This window comes from Bacillus sp. 22-7, assembly GCF_010628845.1.
GTDB lineage: Bacteria > Bacillota > Bacilli > Bacillales > Cytobacillaceae > Cytobacillus > Cytobacillus firmus_B.
In genome coordinates this window covers 77,836-97,432 of sequence record NZ_NJQY01000035.1, presented here as the reverse complement: position 1 = coordinate 97,432, position 19,597 = coordinate 77,836, and the positions used below count along the sequence as shown (strand labels likewise).

20 protein-coding genes are annotated in these 19,597 nt (G+C 41.1%); 15 read left to right on the top strand and 5 right to left on the bottom strand.

Annotated features, from left to right (window positions below):
- Positions 1-297 precede the first annotated feature (297 nt).
- The gene (locus CE058_RS21930) at positions 298-786 is read left to right on the top strand and encodes a hypothetical protein (protein ID WP_048010023.1); all 489 of its coding nucleotides are present in this window, start codon (positions 298-300) and stop codon (positions 784-786) included.
- A gap of 45 nt (positions 787-831) precedes the next feature.
- Here CE058_RS21930 and CE058_RS21925 read toward each other — a convergent pair whose 3' ends face one another.
- Positions 832-1,734, bottom strand: a complete 903-nt coding sequence (locus CE058_RS21925) for an aldo/keto reductase (RefSeq protein ID WP_048010024.1) — start codon at positions 1,732-1,734, stop codon at positions 832-834.
- A gap of 115 nt (positions 1,735-1,849) precedes the next feature.
- Positions 1,850-2,779, bottom strand: coding sequence for a 3'-5' exonuclease (locus CE058_RS21920; protein ID WP_163145056.1), 930 nt, complete (start codon positions 2,777-2,779; stop codon positions 1,850-1,852).
- Positions 2,780-3,020: 241 nt separating this feature from the next.
- Between CE058_RS21920 and CE058_RS21915 the strand changes: the two genes are divergently transcribed.
- The 4 genes from CE058_RS21915 (at position 3,021) to CE058_RS21900 (ending at position 6,609) form a co-directional block, all read left to right on the top strand.
- Positions 3,021-3,602 (top strand): TerD family protein, encoded by a 582-nt coding sequence (locus CE058_RS21915; RefSeq protein WP_048010026.1) that lies wholly within the window; start codon positions 3,021-3,023, stop codon positions 3,600-3,602.
- A gap of 114 nt (positions 3,603-3,716) precedes the next feature.
- Complete coding sequence (locus CE058_RS21910; RefSeq protein WP_035330803.1) at positions 3,717-4,295, top strand: TerD family protein; 579 nt, start codon at positions 3,717-3,719, stop codon at positions 4,293-4,295.
- A 146-nt stretch (positions 4,296-4,441) separates the two neighbouring features.
- Positions 4,442-5,128, top strand: coding sequence for a hypothetical protein (locus CE058_RS21905; protein ID WP_048010028.1), 687 nt, complete (start codon positions 4,442-4,444; stop codon positions 5,126-5,128).
- A gap of 218 nt (positions 5,129-5,346) precedes the next feature.
- A complete protein-coding gene (locus CE058_RS21900; protein ID WP_163145055.1) occupies positions 5,347-6,609 on the top strand; it encodes a glycoside hydrolase family 18 protein in 1,263 nt (420 codons plus the stop codon).
- A gap of 7 nt (positions 6,610-6,616) precedes the next feature.
- On the opposite strand, the gene CE058_RS24875 is transcribed toward CE058_RS21900, so the two are convergent.
- Positions 6,617-6,790, bottom strand: coding sequence for a hypothetical protein (locus CE058_RS24875; protein WP_197087680.1), 174 nt, complete (start codon positions 6,788-6,790; stop codon positions 6,617-6,619).
- A 175-nt stretch (positions 6,791-6,965) separates the two neighbouring features.
- Between CE058_RS24875 and CE058_RS21895 the strand changes: the two genes are divergently transcribed.
- The 4 genes from CE058_RS21895 to CE058_RS21880 all read left to right on the top strand — a co-directional run bounded on the left by CE058_RS21895 (position 6,966) and on the right by CE058_RS21880 (position 12,702).
- Entirely contained in the window at positions 6,966-9,203 is a 2,238-nt protein-coding gene (locus CE058_RS21895) for a DEAD/DEAH box helicase (protein WP_163145054.1), read from the top strand.
- Between the two features lie 500 nt (positions 9,204-9,703).
- Positions 9,704-11,782 carry a transglycosylase domain-containing protein gene (locus CE058_RS21890; protein WP_163145053.1) on the top strand — a complete coding sequence of 693 codons (2,079 nt, stop codon included), beginning with the start codon at positions 9,704-9,706 and terminating at the stop codon, positions 11,780-11,782.
- Between the two features lie 178 nt (positions 11,783-11,960).
- Entirely contained in the window at positions 11,961-12,155 is a 195-nt protein-coding gene (locus CE058_RS21885; RefSeq protein ID WP_048010032.1) for a hypothetical protein, read from the top strand.
- Between the two features lie 22 nt (positions 12,156-12,177).
- Complete coding sequence (locus tag CE058_RS21880) at positions 12,178-12,702, top strand: HD domain-containing protein (RefSeq protein ID WP_163145052.1); 525 nt, start codon at positions 12,178-12,180, stop codon at positions 12,700-12,702.
- 330 nt (positions 12,703-13,032) lie between these two features.
- On the opposite strand, the gene CE058_RS21875 is transcribed toward CE058_RS21880, so the two are convergent.
- On the bottom strand, positions 13,033-13,689 hold the full coding sequence (locus CE058_RS21875; RefSeq protein ID WP_048010034.1) for an MtnX-like HAD-IB family phosphatase: 657 nt from the start codon (positions 13,687-13,689) through the stop codon (positions 13,033-13,035).
- 156 nt (positions 13,690-13,845) lie between these two features.
- Between CE058_RS21875 and CE058_RS21870 the strand changes: the two genes are divergently transcribed.
- From CE058_RS21870 to CE058_RS21850, 5 genes are all read left to right on the top strand, one after another.
- Entirely contained in the window at positions 13,846-14,283 is a 438-nt protein-coding gene (locus CE058_RS21870; protein WP_048010035.1) for a peptidylprolyl isomerase, read from the top strand.
- Between the two features lie 97 nt (positions 14,284-14,380).
- The gene (locus CE058_RS21865) at positions 14,381-14,893 is read left to right on the top strand and encodes a mismatch-specific DNA-glycosylase (protein ID WP_163145051.1); all 513 of its coding nucleotides are present in this window, start codon (positions 14,381-14,383) and stop codon (positions 14,891-14,893) included.
- Between the two features lie 192 nt (positions 14,894-15,085).
- Entirely contained in the window at positions 15,086-16,051 is a 966-nt protein-coding gene (locus tag CE058_RS21860; protein WP_163145050.1) for a S8 family peptidase, read from the top strand.
- Positions 16,048-16,857 (top strand): endonuclease I family protein, encoded by an 810-nt coding sequence (locus tag CE058_RS21855; RefSeq protein WP_048010038.1) that lies wholly within the window; start codon positions 16,048-16,050, stop codon positions 16,855-16,857. Before CE058_RS21860 ends, CE058_RS21855 begins: the two co-directional genes overlap by 4 nt.
- Positions 16,858-17,209: 352 nt before the next feature.
- Positions 17,210-17,527 (top strand): MGMT family protein, encoded by a 318-nt coding sequence (locus tag CE058_RS21850; RefSeq protein WP_048010039.1) that lies wholly within the window; start codon positions 17,210-17,212, stop codon positions 17,525-17,527.
- A gap of 50 nt (positions 17,528-17,577) precedes the next feature.
- On the opposite strand, the gene CE058_RS21845 is transcribed toward CE058_RS21850, so the two are convergent.
- Positions 17,578-17,835: a YpbS family protein gene (locus CE058_RS21845; protein ID WP_048010040.1), complete on the bottom strand. Its 258-nt coding sequence runs from the start codon at positions 17,833-17,835 to the stop codon at positions 17,578-17,580.
- 261 nt (positions 17,836-18,096) lie between these two features.
- Between CE058_RS21845 and dacB the strand changes: the two genes are divergently transcribed.
- Positions 18,097-19,581 carry a D-alanyl-D-alanine carboxypeptidase/D-alanyl-D-alanine endopeptidase gene (gene dacB / locus CE058_RS21840; RefSeq protein WP_163145049.1) on the top strand — a complete coding sequence of 495 codons (1,485 nt, stop codon included), beginning with the start codon at positions 18,097-18,099 and terminating at the stop codon, positions 19,579-19,581.
- Positions 19,582-19,597 lie beyond the last annotated feature (16 nt).

Here is a 19,597-nt window from a genome sequence, read left to right as displayed (position 1 = left end):
TCGGACCTTTACGGGCAGTTTGACTCCCAATTATCCTCCTTTGATTCCGCTGAGTCTTAAAATGGGAGTCTTACTGCCCGTAAGACTGCGATAAAAGCCTAAACATTTTTCTGTTAAGCATAGCTTACTTGATCTATTTATTAAAAATTTCGAAAATCGTAATAAAAAGTGTTGCAAAAAATTCAAAAAATAGGTAAATTATTAATTGTCAGTTAATTGGCAGGGATGTCATCAATCTGACTACATAGGGAGTCAACCAAAACTACCTCTGAACAAAAAGAAGGAGAGGACAAAAGCATGAAGAAATTACCTTTCTTGCTTTCAGCAGCTGCACTGACACTCATGCTGGGAGCATGCTCAAACGAAGAAGCTTCTAAAGGGGAAGAAAAGGAAGAGGCGGCAGCTGAAACAACAGAGTCTGCTGATGAATCTAAAGAAGTGCGTTCGGCTCTGCTGAACTATCAGGGAGAAGTGACAAAAGTAATCCGTAACACAGATGCCAGCTTAACTGCTGAAGGTCAGGATCCAGCTGAAGCAGCTGCAGCATTCGAAAAGGACGCAAAAGCCGTGTCAGTGCCGGAGGAATTAACAGACTATACAAAGGATATTGAAGCTGCGGTTGATAGCTTATCCCAATACTATGCTAAAAAAGCAGAGCTTGTAAAAGCAGGATCTGAAGATATGGCGGAAGCAGAGCCATTTAAAGAGGAATATATCAATTCCATGACTAAAGTTTTTGAAGAGGTGGAATTATCTCCTCCTGCTTTTAAAAGTGTTTTTCAATAATATGTAAAAAAACAGCCCAATTTATGAATTGGGCTGTTTTCTTTATTAAGGGACATCATGCCCCAGTGAAGTTTGATAAATCTCAAACCACTGATCCCGGTTAAGTTTATAAGATAATGCACGGACAGCACGTTCAATTCTTTCGATCCTGCCGGACCCGGTGATTGGCATGATTCGGGCAGGATGCGTTAAGAGCCATGCAAATAAAACCTCATCAATATCATTCGCCCCGATTTCTTCTGCGACTTTAAGCAATGCAGTTCTAATGCGCGCAGATTTTTCTTCGGTGCTGCTGAAGATCTTTCCGCCGGCCAAGGGGGACCAGGCCATCGGAGCAATTCTTTTTTCCATGCACAAATTTAAAGTGCCATCCTCGAAATTCTCGAGATGAAAGGCAGACAGCTCAATTTGATTGGTAATCAGGTCCATTTCAAGGAAGGACTGAAGCATCGTGAACTGATGGCTTTTAAAATTCGAAACCCCAAAATGCCTAACCTTGCCCGCGGATTTTAATGCTGAAAATGCATCAGCAACTTCTCCAGGATCCATAAAAGGATCAGGACGATGAATGAGCAGGGTATCTATGTAATCTGTTTTCAAATTTTGCAATGATTTCTCAACAGAAGCGATAATATGTTTTTTTCCGGTATTGTAATGATGTGATTTATGCTCGGGCCGGTTTGGTGACTCGAGGACAATCCCGCATTTCGTAACAATTTCCATTTTTCCGCGGAGCTCCGGCTTTTTCTCCAGTGCCCTTCCAAACAGGCTTTCGCACGTATAGCTTCCATAAATATCAGCGTGATCAAATGTCGTTATGCCCAGTTCAAAACACTGTTCTATTAATGTGATTAACTCTTCATCTGACAATTTCCAGTCTGCCAGTCTCCAAAGGCCATGGACGATTCTTGAAAACGACAGATCTTCTGCCATCTGCACTCTATCCAAACGTATCATCTCCTCATTTTTAGTATTGTTATTATCTCTGAAAATCTTAAGAATACCAAGCTAAACGATTTTAAAACCACATAAAAAAAGAGGCAACAGTTATGTCACCTCCATGTTATACGCATATTTTCTGCAGCGGTTCAACCATTTGCTCATGCAGAATCATAATTTTTGATGTGTACGAACAATGTTCCCTGTAAGCGGTTTGAAGTTCCTTATGAAAATTGAGTAATTCTTCTACTCCGGTAATCAATTCTTTATCAAAAATGCCTGAACGGCTCAGCAGGATATTCTCATATTTCTCAACAAGCTTTTTTGTTTTTTTAATTAATTTCCAGGCATCTTTCATACGAAAGGCATCATTCAAATTGGAGTAGAATTCCACCAGGTCTTTTTGGAATATATACTTAATTTCCTGACTGAGCCTTTCTACACGAGGGAGTTCAGCTTCCTGAAAGATAAATTGCTGAACCATAATTAAATCGGTCTTAACCAAATGCTCTTCAAATGACTCATATATCCGCAGTGTATTATAAGCATCATACATGGGATGATGGGGTTCGCCGATAAAAGAAAGTTCATAGAAGGACAACGCTTTTTCAACAGAAGCTGCCGTACGGGAAGCTCTTTTTGTGAAAACAGCCTGAAAATCAACATATCTTTTAGTAATTTTTTCAATAGTAGCCTGGGGAAGATTATGCCTCAAAGCATCGGCTTTCAGTCTTAGGATATCACTGGACGACCAGGAGAAGAATCTGGCTTTTTTAACTCCGCCGACCCAAAAGAGAAAATCCTTAAACACTTGAGGAAAGTCATCCGCTTTCTCTAAATCAGAGTCAGATATCCCAGTCAATTCTTTGCAGAAAGTACTTAATGGTGAGTTCTGCTGCGGACGGATGAACCTGTCAAATCCAGTTACCTTGCCTGATTCAACATCCACTTTTACCGCACCAAGACGAATGGCCTCCATATCTTCAAACAGCATGCCACTTTTGCTGCATAGCATTTCAAAATCAAAGAAAACCAGCTGCTTTAGTTCAGCCATATGCGATCACCCTTTCTGTACCCAGCTGCCCAACAAGATATTATAAAGAATAACGGGTAAAAAAGGAAGGAACAGAATTATCCATCAAACTGTTGAGATAATATAGAACTTTTTTCCCGGCTCAATAGCAAATCGGTTTACGATTTCTTTTGAAACGTTTACACTAAAGGTGTACATAGTTGACAGCTGCGTATTTCAGCGAAGCTGTTAAAAATTTTTGAACCTGAAAGGATGGATGAACGTGGGTATTTCTTTATCGAAAGGGCAAAAAATTGATTTAACAAAAACAAATCCCGGATTGTCTAAAGTAATAGTAGGACTTGGATGGGATACGAATAAATATGATGGCGGCTTGGATTTTGACCTTGATGCCAGTGTTTTCTTATTAGATGCCAATGGCAAATGTGCATCAGATAAAGATTTTATTTTCTACAACCAGCTTGAAGGCGGCAATGGCTCAGTCGTACATACAGGAGATAACAGAACAGGTGAGGGAGATGGCGATGACGAGCAAGTCAAAGTTAATCTTAGCGCTGTTCCTGCAGCCATTGAGAAGATTTCTTTCGTTATTACTATCCATGATGGCGAAGGACGCGGCCAGAACTTTGGACAGGTTTCAAATGCATTTGTTCGAATCGTCAATGAAGAAACAAATGAAGAATTAATCCGTTACGATCTGGGGGAAGATTTCTCGATTGAAACTGCCATTGTTGTAGGTGAATTATACCGTCACAATGGAGAATGGAAATTCTCTGCTGTCGGATCAGGCTACCAGGGCGGACTTGCCCGCATTGCAACAGACTTCGGCTTGCAGGTAGGTTAAGTTCTATTTTTGCCAGGCAGAGCAGCAGCTTTTCCTGGCTTTCTCTTTAGGAAGAACCTGCACACAGGTGATCTGTCATGAAAAATGGATTTGTTTTATGAAGGAGTGAGTATCTTGGGTATTCAATTATCAAAAGGTCAAAGAATTGATCTTACTAAAACAAATCCCGGTCTGACTAAAGCCATAATCGGCCTGGGCTGGGACACAAACAAATATAGCGGCGGCCATGACTTCGACCTTGACGCATCAGCATTTTTGGCTGATGAAAACAGTAAATGTGCAAATGATCATGATTTTATTTTCTACAATAATCTCCAGCATCCAAGCGGGGCAGTTATTCACACAGGAGACAACCGTACTGGTGAAGGGGACGGTGATGATGAGCAGCTTGTTGTTGATTTTACTAAAATACCTTCACACGTCCATCGCATTGGCATAACGGTTACGATTCATGATGCAGAATTAAGGCAGCAAAATTTCGGCCAGGTTTCCAATGCATTCGTAAGATTAGTGGATGAATCCAATAATCAGGAGCTGCTTCGCTTTGATCTTGGAGAAGATTTTTCGATCGAAACAGCCGTAGTTTTCTGTGAGTTATACCGTCATGGAAACGACTGGAAATTCAATGCAATTGGCAGCGGATTCTCAGGTGGTTTGGCAGCCCTTTGCCGAAACTACGGACTGCAGGTATAGTTTTTATCTCAGGCACCCGACTTGTATCGGGTGCCTTTTTTAGTGACATCACGCGGCCAATTCTATTGGCTAATTATCCCATACTTGAAAAAATGGCAAGTGGGAACAATAGATTTGAGAAAAACCTTGAGAGGAAGGGATGCAGTATGTCACTAGAATGGTTTGACAGGGTAAGCGGTGAATTGCAGGACCATCTTGAATCCATTTGCAGCAAATATGATCAGATTGGCCATATGTCGGTTGACCGGGGTGCCAAGCATCCCAGAATGGAATTTTTCATTGAAACCGATGATAATGACCGAGAGTACTTTTGCACACTTTTCTTTGATCCGCATAATGAAGAATTCTATGTAGAAGACTTTGACTTCGAACTTGGCCATACATCTAAAACAATGCTTTTTGATATTGAAGACATCATCGATACCGTCCACGAAAGCCTTCATGACTACATGAATGGCGAAGATGATGATGAATTCGACTTTGAAGATAATGAAGAAATTTATGCATCAGAAGACGAAGATTTTATCATCGCCGATGAATATGACTTCGGCGGCGAAGGAGATATCTTTGAAGAAGTAGATGTAGAGTGGGAAACTCCTGAAGTGACCGCCTTTTTCAAGGAAGATGAAGTGGAGGTATCCTATCAGTTTGGAGTGGTCCAGGAAACAGGTGATGGCGTCCTGCGCAGGGTCAATCGCATTTGGACAGATGATGAGGAAATGATAAAGGATGAAGATCACTTTATCTTCAGTAAAGAAGAGGCAAGCACGATCATTGCTATGATTGCAAGCCACATGGATTCACTGGGAGGGCATGAAGCAGATTATCTGTAATTTATAGAAGCATCAGAAAGTGGCTATCAAGATTTCTTGGAGCCACTTGTTTTTTTGAGAGTAATGCGAATTGCAAGCATCCGTCCATCCATCAGCAGCACCGAAACAATCCCCTGTATTATAGAAAACGCTCTAATAATGCCTTATTTTTCAGTTAGTACTATTCTGGCTTGCCACACCCATAAACTAACTTAAAAGCAAGTGAAAAGAGGTGCTTTATGGGAATTCACATCGTTCAGGCAGGCGATAGTCTTTGGAGCATTTCACAAAAGTTTAATATTCCTATCCTGGCAATAATAACGGCAAATGGGCTTGAAAATGTACCTGGCATTATCCCTGGTTTAGCTCTATATATTCCGGAAGATGGACCTTTTATCAGGTCTTACCTAGTAAAGCAGGGAGACACACTTTGGACCATTTCCCAGCGTTTCCAGACATCCATTAGTAGCATTCTGTCAGCAAACCCGGGGATCAGTCCAGAAGGGCTGTATATCGGCCAGAAATTAAACATCCCATCAGCAAGTAAATTAGTTATGAGGACGCTGGGTTTTATAGTCCCATATGCTCCTGAAACCTTTTTACCTGCTTTCAGGGAAACTGCAAAGCATTTAACCTACATTGCCATATCCTCATACTCGCTGACAAAGGAAGGGTATGCCTATATAGAGCTTGACGATACAGCCATATTGGCAGAAAGCAGGCGTTTGAATGTCATTCCGCTGCTTATGATCCGAAACCTTGCAGAAGGGGATTTTAATGCTGAATTAATTGGAGGGGTACTTGAAAGACCAATTTATAGAAGGAACTTAATCTTAAGCCTGATGAATTTTGTCACTCAAAAAGGATATGGAGGCATCAGTCTGGATTTTGAATTTATCCCTCCGCCAAGGCGCCAGGATTTCAATTCATTCATTAAAGAATTAAAGAATGCCTTAGGGCCAAAAGTTCTTCATGTCAATGTGCATGCTAAGACTGAAGATCTCCCAACAAACAGGATAATAGGGGCATATGATTATAAAGCCATTGGAGAGGGAGCAGATATTGTTGCAGTCATGACCATGGATTACGGTTATCCCACTGGTCCTCCTAATCCCGTCGCTCCACTATGGTGGGCCGAAGAGGTAATTAAATATTCGATCACTCAGATTGACCCGAAAAAACTGCAAATCGCCTTGCCGTTATATGGCTATGACTGGAGAACAGCGGATAATCGAACCCGCTCATTATCCATGCAAGCCATTCAAAATTTAGCATTAAGCAGAGGAGCAATTATTCAATTCGATGGGTATGCAGCATCCCCATGGTTCAGATACTGGAATGGATCAGAAGAGCATGTGGTCTGGTTTGAAGATATACGCAGCATTACTGAAAAATATAAATTAATTGACCAGTATAATCTGTTAGGGATGACATACTGGCAATTGAGCTTGCGTTTTCCGCAGAACTGGGCCTTTGCGGATAAAAATTTTACTATTCTATAGTCAATTCTTAAAATATTTCCTTCATTTCTTCTTCGAAATAAAACATTTTCGGATTTTCTTTAATTGTATACGTGTATTTCTTCATTTTTGCCACATAGCATGTTTTGTTGATTGTCACTTTTTCTCCTGTATCAACCAGAATCACAACATCATTTTGTTCAAATTTATTTCTGCGCTTCACACTGATCCCTCTTTCGTTAATTCGATTAAGTGTTATTTATACATTATCTCATACTTCGGGAGAATTAACCTGAGATATCGGCAATCTTTAAGTTTTCATCTTTTCTTTTGCGTATTGGCAGGTAAATGATATATTAGTCTAATTGAATATCTTAGTGAATAAAGGACGATAAACAATGACATCAACACTTAGACATATAAGGGATTGGCAAAAAGCCATTCAGGCAGAGATCTTACACTTAAAAAAATACGGAAGCTCCCGCTGGTTAATTCTAAATGGGCGGCTTCTTTCAAAATCTGATGCCTATACGTATTTTTTCGATACCCCTTCAGCCCTTAAAATACCAACTGGATCTTCCATAAAAATAGACTGGGGAAGTAAGAGGGTGGAGGGAAGAATCCTTTCTGCGGAAGGAAATAATGTCATTTTGGCATTAAAAGAGGATATTGGCAGCGATTTATCGGAGGCCTTTTTGCTTCATGATCCATGGGAACTATTGGATCAGCTTTTTCAGCGCTTAGAGGACATAAAAGACAGTAAAAGAAAGAGGGCCAGAATAAAAAAATTGATGGATCCTTCCATGTCTCCCAAGCACCCTGCTGATATAGTAAAGAGCAGTACCCATGAACTGATATTGCGTTCCAAATATAATCCAGTCACATATGTCTGGGGACCGCCAGGCACGGGAAAAACCTACACTCTTGCACGTGTGGCCGCCAATAAATATTTTAAAGGGCAAAATGTTCTCATTCTGGCCCACTCCAATCAGGCAATAGATGTCCTTATGGCAGAGATTTCAGCGTTTGCATCAGGCAAAAGAACAATTGCTGATGGTGACCTGCTTCGTTACGGGTCACAAATCGGTCCGGCATTGATCAATCATCATTCATTGACAGCCGAGTTTCTTTTAAACAAGCAGCACTCAAATCTCTCCGAGCAAAAAGCGGCTCTAATGGAGGACCGCCGCCTGCTTAAACAGGATTTATCACGATCGTTCAGCCAAAGAGATTCCGATCTGCTAATTGAAATTGAAAAGAAGCTGTCCGGAGTGCTTGAAAAAATCAGGCAGAAAGAAATAGAGTTTGTAAAAAACGCTTCTATTATTGGAACAACACTTGCAAAAGCAGCAAGTGACCCTGCAATTTATGAGAAAAATTTTGATTTGGTCATCATCGATGAAGCCAGCATGGCTTATGTTCCACAGGCTGCCTTTGCAGCTTCGCTTGGAAAAAGGGTAATCATCTGCGGGGATTTTAAACAGCTTCCTCCTATTGCTGCCTCAAAACATAAGCTGTCGGAAAAATGGCTCAGAGAGGATATCTTTCACCACTCAGGCGTGTCTGATGCAGTCAAGGATGGACACTTGCATCCGCACCTTTTTCTGTTAAAAGAACAGCGCCGTATGCACCCGGACATATCCGCTTTTTCCAATAAACATATTTATCATTCACTCGTAGGTGACCACCCAGATGTATTGGCCGCCAGAGAGCCTATCGCAGCCTGCAAACCTTTTCCCGGCAATGCCTCAATCCTGATCAATACCAATGGTTCAGGTGAATATGGCATAAAAGATGGCAGCTCAAATTCAAGAATCAATCTTTGGAATCTATTGCTTGGATTTCAGCTGATACATGAAGCTTACACAGGAGGAAGCCGGTCGATAGGATATGTTACTCCTTATCGCGCACAGGCATTATTAATGGAACAGCTTCTCTGCGAAATATATGAAGAAGAAAGAGCTTCCGCTAATATTATTGCTGCGACTGTTCACCGTTTTCAGGGAAGTGAACGGGATGTCATGATTTTTGACTCTGCCGATGCCGCTCCCCATGACAGAGCTGGAATGCTGCTGATTGGGAAAGATAGCGAAAGGCTTTTGAATGTTGCCATAACAAGAACCAAGGGGAAGTTCATACATATTTGCGATATGCAATTTATACAAAGCAAAGTATTCAGGAATAAAACATGGCGGAAGCTCGCAGATCATCAAGCGCACAATGGACAGGCAATTCATCCTGATCAAATTGGCATGTGGATTAAAAATCAGCATCCGCGCCTTCAATGGATGCATGCAAAAAAATTGGAGAAAGTGTTTGAGGATATTTCTAAAGCAAGAAAGGAGATTATTATCTCTCTGCCTAATGGGCATGGATTGGGAAAAGAGTGGGGGCAGGCAGTTTCCAACAGGCCTCCAAAAACGAAACTGATCTTGCTTGCAGAGCATGCTGTCCCTTTCATTTCTCCTGATGAGATATCGGCAATATGCCTCCCCTTCCCGTTCCTCCTAATTGACAGACATATTTTGTGGCTTGGCATGCCGGCGGAGACTCATAAAAACGCCTTGCCGCCATATGTAGCAGCCAGGCTCCATTCACTTGCAGCAGGCTCATATCTTACAACTTTAATTAAATAAAGAAGCTGTTTTCGTTATTTGCTGAGTTGATCTTCGCTATGGACACTTGATCCTCGAAAATGCTGTTCAATCGAGGAAGCTTATTCAATGTCCTGCGGGAGGAGAGGGAAGTGTGAGACCCCGCAGGCGAAGCCAAGGAGGCTCGCATTCCTCCCCGCGGGTTCGATGCGTGCCTGGGGCGTGAAAACAACGGTCAAAATTCTTAAACAAAATTCTTTTAAAAAAAGCCAATAAAAAAGACGCCTCAGAGAGGCGTCTTTTTCTACGTATTGCGGCGACACGACTGCACTCCACATAGTGCATTGCCCAAACGAGCGTGTCTGTCGTCTTATGCAATTAGCTCATCGCTTAATTAATATAGCATTATTTCAAAGAAGAAACAAGTCTTTTTTGCGAGCAGTCCCTTATGCTGATCCTGAAACTTTTTATACAGTTTATTCGTTTAATATATAATAAGGGGAAATAATAAGGAAACTTAAAGAAATAGCGAAGGAGTCACCATGGAAAAATTTAAGCATTACAAAGAAGCTTTTGCAGGATTTTGGCGCAAAAAGCACCTGACACAAATTTTGCTGCTTTTATCACTAACTATATTACTTTTAACCATTCTCTTTTTTGCGTTTCTGGCAGCTACAGCTAACGTGGAAACTTTAAAAGAGGGATTAAGGCAATCAACTGTTATTTACGATAAAGATGGTGATGCTGCTGCAAGTCTTGCAGAAAATAGGGCAGAGGGAGCAAATATTGAAGAATTGCCTGAACATGTGGGTAATGCCGTTATCGCGATTGAAGATGAACGCTTTTATAAGCATAACGGCTTTGATATAAAAGGGATTGCCAGAGCGTTCTTTGGCAACTTGTTTGCAGGGGGGATAACCGGCGGAGGAAGTACCATTACCCAGCAGCTCGCCAAAAATGCTTTACTTTCACCTGAACAGACCTACAAGCGAAAAGCTGAAGAATTGTTCCTGGCAGTTGAAATCGAAAAAAATTATAAAAAAGATGAAATCCTGCAAATGTATTTAAATCAGGTTTACTTCGGAAGCGGCTCATGGGGAATCGAACAGGCATCAAATAAGTATTTCAGCAAAACACCAAAGCAATTGAGCATCAGCGAAAGTGCATTGCTTGCAGGATTGCTTCAATCGCCTTCTGCTCTCGACCCATACAATCATTACGAACGTGCAATCAAAAGAAGAAATGTTGTCCTTGGGAAGATGAAAGAGCATAAGATGATTTCAGCAGAAGAGTATGAGAACGCAATAAATGAAAAGATTCACTTACAGGAAGGAACACGAAGCAAGAAGGAAAGGAAATACCCTTACTATGTTGATGCCGTCCTTGATGAAGCAATAAATACGTACGGATTAACACAGGAAGAGATATTTACAAGAGGATATAAAATATACACAGAAATGGATCAAAATCTGCAATCAAGCCTGGAAAATGTATATCAAAAGGACTCAATCTTCCCGGCTGGCATGAATGGAGAAATCGTTCAAAGCGGAGCTGTCCTTCTTGATCCGGCGACAGGGGGAGTCAGAGGCCTTGTCGGCGGCAGAGGTGAACATGTTTTCAGAGGATTCAACAGGGCCACACACATCAAAGCCCAGCCTGGATCAACACTAAAGCCTCTAGCCGTTTACACACCGGCCCTTGAAGAGGGATACTCACCCACATCGATGCTGAAGGATGAACCCGTAACATACGGAGATTACACACCGGCTAACGCTTCAGGACAATATGCAGGGGAAGTGTCCATGTATAAAGCTCTGGAAGACTCCATCAATGTCCCAGCCGTCTGGCTGCTTAATGAAATTGGACTGGATAAAGGTTTGGATGCTCTTGAAAGGTTCGGCATCCCTCTGGAAAAAGAAGATGAATATCTCGGAATTGCATTAGGCGGGATGAGAAAGGGAATTTCACCTTTAAAGCTCGCCGAAGCATATGCAGCTTTTCCAAATGGCGGCAAGCGTAATGATGCGCTTTTAATTACGAAAATCGTGGGCCCGACCGGAAGCATCATTGCGGAACGTGACAAAGAAACCGTTAAAGTTACGACGAAAACCGTTTCTAACCAAATGACTTCCATGCTTTTAAATGTAGTAGAAACCGGCACAGGAAGCGCTACGAAGATAGAAGGAGTTCCAATCGCCGGGAAAACGGGTTCGACCCAGCTCCCATATAAAGACATTAACGGAACAAAGGATCAATGGTTTGTAGGCTATACACCGAATTTGGTTGGTGCTGTCTGGCTCGGGTATGACCAGACCGACAGGGAACATTATCTGTCAAAAAGCAGTTCTGAAACAGCAGTCCCTGTTTTCAGATCAATAATGGAGTCAAGCCTGCCATACATGCAGGAAGGGGAATTTGCTACTAAATCGGTGAATGAAAAGCTCGAGAAAAAGGAATTAACAGAAGAAATTGGACAAACCATTAAAGAACAAGCTGAAAAATTCGAAGGTAAACTGAGAGAGGATCTTCCAATCTGGAAGGAAAAATTGAGAGAAGGAAAGCAGGAGCTTGAAGATTTCGGACGATTCCTGAAGGACAAATGGGATCAATTCAGCAATTGAATAAGCGTTAAAGAGAGAATGGCTTACATAGCTGTTCTCTTTTTTCTCTCAGGAAACTTTATACTGGAATAATTCAGGAAAACAGTGTAATCTAAATATTTATAGCGCCCACTAACAAAACGACAGCGTTCGCTATCAAGTTGATAGCAGAAAGATATTAATAGCCAGGAGGATTACAATGAGTGGAGAAACCCGTATTCAGCTAAATGTCCGCATATCAAAAGAAACTTCAAATAAGCTTGATGAAATTGTTGATTATTATCAGGAAAACACGAAACTCGGCAGGATTTATAAAGGCGATGTGTTAACAGATATTATTGAAAAATCATATGAAGTAATGAATAAGCAAAAAAATCTCAATAAGAAATTTTAATTATTAACTGGAGGAGAATTACATGAGGGATGTTAAACTGACCGATATCTATCAGCATCGGATCGCACAAAAATATATTACACGCTCCGGCATCGCTCATGCTATTGCAGTCGCCTATCACGCATTCCAGATTGCCAAAGAAATGGAAGAAGATGTTGATTCAGCAGCCAAAGCTGGCTTTATGCATGACATTGGCCATTATACCTGGTACAAAAATGGAAAATGGGATTACGACCTATACAGGCAGAATGACATTCATGCCATTAAGGGTGCTGAGCGGGCACATAAACTCCTGATCAGACTTGGCGAGAACCCGATAAAAGCAAAAGAAATTGCCTTGGCCATCCTTTTTCACACTGATTCATTTCTGCCTGGAGGCGAAGTGGTCAGAACACCGCTGCAATCCCTGGTAAAACTGGCAGATGAAAAAGATGAAGAACCTGGTGGAGCCCATCACTATCGTGAACTTGATTTTGAGCGGGCAATGAAAAGCCTTGAAATTCTCGATAATAAGATTGATCAATATCTTGAAAAAAAAGAAGAATAACCTAAATATCTGTCATGTTATGCGCTTCCCCAGGAAATTCAGTTTTTATTTTTGAAGGGAAGCGCATGTTTCATGAAGAATTATAATTCATGAGGATGATCAGATAATCTAATTATTATGTGCAGGGATGGTGTTGCGGCAGTGAGGGCAAGGACTCGAAGACAACAGTCATTAAATGTGGAAGAAATCAAATTTAGATTAACAACTGTATTTCTGCATCTATCATTTTATGCAATGATCATATTTATCTTAATCTTATTTTTGGAGTTATTTGGTTAACGTACATAGAAAAATCCCGCGTAAAGCCAGCTGCTTTACCGGGATCCTGCTCTAGGATTTTGGCAAAATGCCTTTTTCAGTTAAATACTCTTTCACTTCTGTAAATTCTTTTACTGGAACAAACCTTATGCCCCTTTCCCGAAGAAGGTCCTGGAGGCCATTTTTGGCAAAAGTGATATCAGCATGCTCTGCAGGGTGGGAATCCGGTTCACTGTCCCCCATAAAAAACACAGTTTCATATTCCTTCTGCAGGTCCTGAATGACCTTTGATTTATCAATGCCATATTGTTCATGATAATGCTGATGATTTTTATCAATATTCATATGGACATTCTTCTCATGGTAATATCCTTCATTTGAAAAAACCTTAACATCTTTAACACCATACTTTTTTAAGATGTGGTGGATATAATAGTCTGTGCCTGCACTTAAAATATAAAAATCTCCGCCATTCTGCTGAATATTTTCAATAAAATCTGGTACATATTCATCTATTTCAATAGAATAAATATCACTGATAATTTGTTCTTCTTCCTGATTAATGGAAGTGAAGACTTTATTCAAGAAGTCGATATCCTTTATCTCTCCAGCCTTCCATTTGGGCATCAGCTTTCGCCCCTCCGGAAAATATTTATCCATCATTATTAGATAAAAGTCTCTTTTTGAAATTGTTCCGTCAAAATCCGAGACAAAAGCCCATTTTTTCATTCTTAAAACCTCCAATAAGACATTTCTGCTTTTAAATCTATCTTATCTTTACCCTTTGTTTTTTATATTCAATCAGTGAAAAAACGTCTTTTGATTTTATTCCTGATGAGATTAATGGTATTATTAATTTGATTTTTACATAAGGAGATGATTAGTATGGCAGAAAAAGGATACATATTAATGAAAAACGGGGAAAAGGTTGAATTTGAACTTTATCCTGAAGCAGCACCAGGGACAGTTGAAAATTTCAAAAAACTTGTTAATGAAGGATTTTATAATGGCTTGAATTTCCATCGTGTAATTCCCGGGTTTGTAAGTCAGGGAGGGTGCCCGAATGGAACAGGGACTGGTGGTCCAGGGTATACAATCAAGTGTGAAACAGAAGGAAACCCTCATAAGCATGTAGAAGGCTCTCTTTCTATGGCTCACGCAGGCCGCGATACAGGCGGAAGCCAGTTCTTTATCGTTCATGAGCCACAGCCTCACTTAAACGGTGTTCACACTGTTTTCGGAAAAGTTACTTCCGGGATGGAAGCAGTTAAAGCAATGAGAAATGGCGATGTTATGGAGAAAGTTGAAATTCTTGAAGGATAATCAGTTTTAAAAGAGCCTTAAGGGGCTCTTTTTGTTTTGTTTACCAGACGTTTTAGGTAAAATTAACATTAGCTTGCAATAGCGAAAGGATGATTATATGGAGCCTATTAAAGACCACTTGATAAAAAATCTTGATTTGCTTTTTGTCGGCTTCAATCCAAGCATTCGATCAGGAGAGACAGGCCACCATTTTGCAAACCCAAACAATCGCTTTTGGAAAATTCTTCATGAATCAGGTATTACTCCCCGTAAATATGCCGCAACGGAAGATTATAAATTACTGGAATTGGGCTATGGAATGACAAATATTGTACCAAGGCCTACTAAAGCAGCAGATGAAATAACGAAGGAAGAATATAGAGAGGGAAGAGCAGAGCTGATAAAGAAAATAGCTGAGCTCAAGCCAAAGGTTATTTGCTTTGTTGGAAAAGGTGTATACCAGGAATACAGCCGCAAAAAAAAACTGCCATGGGGAACTCAGGAAGAGCCTGTAGTTCCCGGTACTATCGACTTTGTTGCTCCTTCATCTTCCGGTCTTGTCAGGATGACGATCGATGAAATCATTCAAATTTATGCGGAGATTCCCGAGCTTTTAAAAACTCTGAGATAAACCCGTTTCATGTATGCTTTGAGATAGGAATAATGCCACTTTATAGTTCAAATATCACAAATTCTTCCTTTTCACTCTCGTAATTCTATTAATTTTCGCTACCAACGATACTGTTATTAAATATTCAGAATTGTTAAAATGTAGGTATCATCAAGAACCAGCTTCTATTTAATCTCTTAAGGAGGGAAAGAAATGGAGCAATATGTTCGTGTCATTCCTTATAAGGTAATTCAGCAGGAAGAGGATGTAAAGGAAGTTCCAAAGGGCGTAGAATTGATTCAGGCGCCAAGGGTTTGGAGCGAAACAAAAGGAAAAGGAATTAAAATTGCTGTTTTGGATACCGGCTGCGACATTAGCCATCCTGATCTGAAGGACCGCGTTAAGGGCGGGCGGAACTTTACAGACGATGACAACAGCGATCCAAATAGTTTCAAGGACTATAATGGCCACGGAACACATGTGGCAGGGACTATTGCTGCACATGAAAATGATGCTGGTGTTATTGGGGTAGCTCCTGAAGCTGATCTCCTTATTGTAAAGGTCTTAAATAAAAATGGGTCCGGACAATACGAATGGATTATTAAGGGCATCCATTATGCCATCGAGCAAAATGCAGATATCATCTCCATGTCGCTTGGCGGGCCAGCTGATGTTCCTGAACTGCATGATGCGATTAAAGCCGCAGTAAATAAGAACATCCTTGTAGTATGCGCAGCAGGAAATGAAGGGGATGGGGACGACTCGACCGATGAGTTTGCTTATCCAGGCTGCTATAATGAGGTGATTAGTGTAGGTGCTATTAACCTTGAAAGGGATTCTTCCGAGTTTACAAACTCTCATAATGAAATAGATTTAGTGGCGCCAGGGGAAGGGATATTATCCACCTTTCTGAACGGAAAGTATGCAACCCTCAGCGGTACTTCAATGGCTGCTCCACATGTTTCCGGAGCTCTGGCCCTGATCAAGGACTTTGCAAACAGGCAATTTGAAAGAAAGCTTTCAGAACCTGAACTTTATGCCCAATTAATCAGAAGAACGGTTCCACTTGGCAATTCTCCCAAACTTGAAGGAAACGGACTCGTTTATTTAACCGTTCCAGATCATTTAGCCGGAATCTTTGACCAGGAGTTTAAATCGACGGTTCTTAATGCCATATGATTAAAGTAACTAGTATAGCAGCGGAATGGGCAGAAGCTCAGTCAAAGTATATTGAAAGTGTTCAGAACGAACCTTATTATAACGCTGAGGAAGATATCTTAAATCAAGAGGATTACTATGGAACCATTGATTTTGGGAAAGAGGATCTCCCGAAACAGGTTCATGATCTGCTGGTTCGTACTCATAACCGGCAATTGGATTACTCACCTCACCGATATGTATATCCATGGGTGGATCTGCAGGAAAACCTCAAGCTTAAAAGTTTATATTCGGGGAAAGGCATTGATCCGCTTAAAGCCATTGACCAGGATCTCAAGCTCCTTCAGACCATTCATGAAGGCGGATTCCACAGCAATGAAAGAGTAATATTTAATACCGAGCATGTAGTCCCGCAATCATGGTTTGAAGGAAGACAGCCAATGAAAGGGGATCTCCATCATCTTTTTGCCTGTGAGCCGGCATGCAATAGTATGAGAAGCAACTTCCCCTACTATGATTTTGAAGCCTATGTCCCGGAAATGGAGGCGGCGGGTGTCAGGAATGGCTGCGGAATGGCAGAACAGGAGAAATTTGAACCGGAATACGGAAAAGGGATTGCCGCAAGAGCTGTATTTTATTTTGCTGTCAGATATAAAAACGTACTTATGATTGACGAGAAGATGGATATGCAGATTTTGCTTAGATGGCATGAAGAAAATCCAGTGACTGTATATGAAAAGCATAGAAACGCTTCCATTCAAACACTCCAGGGGAACCGGAACCCATTTATTGATTTTCCTGAGCATGCAAAGAAAATGCTGGACTAATAAGGGAGCCCGCCTGAAACTCAGGCGGGCATGTTTAATATATAGGCTGATTTTGCAAGGTTTGTTGCTTTTTGTATAATATTTAATGAGTTGATTGTAGCGGAAGGTGCGAGATCCTCGAAAATGCTATCGCATTTTCTTCGTGCGGTGTTTCTCGGGGAGCTTATTCAACGTCCTGCGGGAGTAGCGGGACAGGTGAGACCCCGCAGACGCGCAGCGTCGAGGAGGCTCACCGCCCGCCCCGCGGTTCGCTGAGCATCATGGAGCGGAAATCAACGGACAACATTGAAAGGCGAAAAATAACAATTTATACAAAAAGAGCCTTAATACAAGAAAAAAAGGGAGCAATCACGTGCAGCCATTTACAGAAAAAGTGATAAAAATCATTCAAAAAATCCCAAGAGGAAAAGTCATGACCTACGGACAAATCGCAAGGCTTGCCGGGAGCCCCCGGGGAGCAAGACAGGTGGTCCGGATTCTTCATACCCAAAGTGAAAAGCATCAGCTTCCCTGGCATCGGGTTGTGAATGGGAAAGGGGAAATTGGGTTTAAAGACGGAGATTCGCATGACATTCAAAGAGAACTATTAGAAAATGAAGGGATACAATTTAATATAAATAAAAGAATAGATTTGCAGGAATTTGCTCATGAATCATCACAGCCAATATAAAGAAGCGTACATCCAATCGGGAAGTCACGCTTCTTTATAATCATATATACCTATTTTGTCTTTGATGCATATTCCTCAATCATCTCAATTGTTACATACTTTCTTGCAGGTATAATTCCCTGTTTAGAAAGTTCATTGATTTCAGCAGTTACTTCATTTATCTTATCTGCAGAAAATGGAAGTCCCCGCCTGCATAGATCCAATGCTTGTTCAATATAATACTCACGCTGCTGGTCCAAGGCTGCAAACCTCGTGATTATCTTATTCTGCTTACCCACATGTTCTGATATGGCTTTATGTACACTCATTCTTTCCACCCCTTATAAAATTACCTGTTTTTATCATACCATTTTCTAATAGCTTTTTAAGAATAAATCTTCTTATTAGCATAATATTTATTCAGATTATAAATAGGAAATAATAGCCAGTCCTCATAACTTTTTTAGTTGAGAATAAAATAGTTAAGTAAATTAAAAATTGATTCTTTTTCCTCATTATGGAAATAAAGGGAACTCACCTTTCTAAGAAGAAATGGTAAATGAAACAAATTGGAAGGTGGCTTAATACATATGAAAAAGAGTGTAAAAATGCATATCAGTTTATTGCTGGTATTTATGCTGGCACTTGTTCCTTTAGCCCAGCCCGAATCTCCTCATGTCAAGGCAACAGAAGAAGGCAATGAGCTCGTCCAGCAGCTGAACCAAATGCTTAATAATGATCCAATCCTAAAGGGAGGACTTGCAGGAGTCAGTATCCGCAATGCAGAAACCGGTGAGCTTGTATATGACCATATCGGGGATGTGCGTTTGCGGCCGGCTTCTAATATGAAGCTCCTTACCGCAGCTGCCGCTCTTGAAACGCTGGGCGAAAATTATCAGTTCACCACAGAACTTCTTCACACAGGCTCAATAAAGGGGAAGACACTGCTGGGTGACTTGATCTTAAAAGGGAAAGGAGATCCAACTCTTTTAAAGGAAGATTTTGATGCATTTGCTGCTAAAGTAAAGGAAGCAGGCATCAAAGTTATTCAGGGCAGCCTGATCGGTGATGACACCTGGTATGATGATGTGCGTTATTCAACCGATCTGTCATGGAGCGACGAGTCCTGGTATTATGGCGGACAAGTCTCAGCACTTACTGCCTCCCCTAATGAGGATTATGATGCGGGTACAGTCATTGTAGAGGTTTATCCCGCCGAAAAAGAAGGGCAGGAACCGATTGTAAAGATAGTGCCGGAAACAGACTACATAAAAATCGTTAATAATGCGAAAACCGTCACTAAAGGTGAGAAGAAGGATATCCATATTGAAAGGGATCACGGCACGAACACCGTTACAATAGAAGGCGAAATTCCAGTTGAAGGAAGCCGTTCAAGGGAATGGATCGCTGTATGGGAGCCGACTGGCTATGCCTTGGATTTATTAAAGCGTTCTCTCGCTGAACAAGGCATTCAATTGAAAGGGACGACAAAAGCAGGCACTTCCCCTCAAGGAGCAAAGCTGTTTGCTGATCATAAATCCATGCCTATTAAAGACCTGCTTATTCCATTTATGAAATTAAGCAATAATGGCCATGCAGAAACGTTAATCAAGGAAATGGGCAAGGTTGTCAAAGGGGAAGGCAGCTGGGAAAAAGGGCTTGAAGTATTAGAAGAACAGGTAAAAGCTTTTGGAATGGATGAAAAAACTCTCGTGCTCCGGGACGGTTCCGGAATTTCACATGTAAACTTAATTCCGGCCAATGAAATCTCTCAACTTCTTTTTGAAGTCCAGGACGAAGAATGGTTCTCTTCTTATTTGAACTCATTGCCGATTGCCGGCGACACAGACCGGATGGTAGGAGGTACTCTAAGAAATCGCATGAAAAACTCCAATGCAGCCGGGAATGTCAAAGCAAAAACAGGTTCAATCTCGACTGTCAGTTCGTTATCAGGTTATGTTAAGACATCCAGCGGGGATGAGCTCATCTTTTCCATTATTTTGAACAACTTGACCGATGGCGGTGAAGGTAAAGTTATTGAAGATAAGATTGCCACTCTGCTAGCCGATCAATAACAAAAAAAAGGCAGGA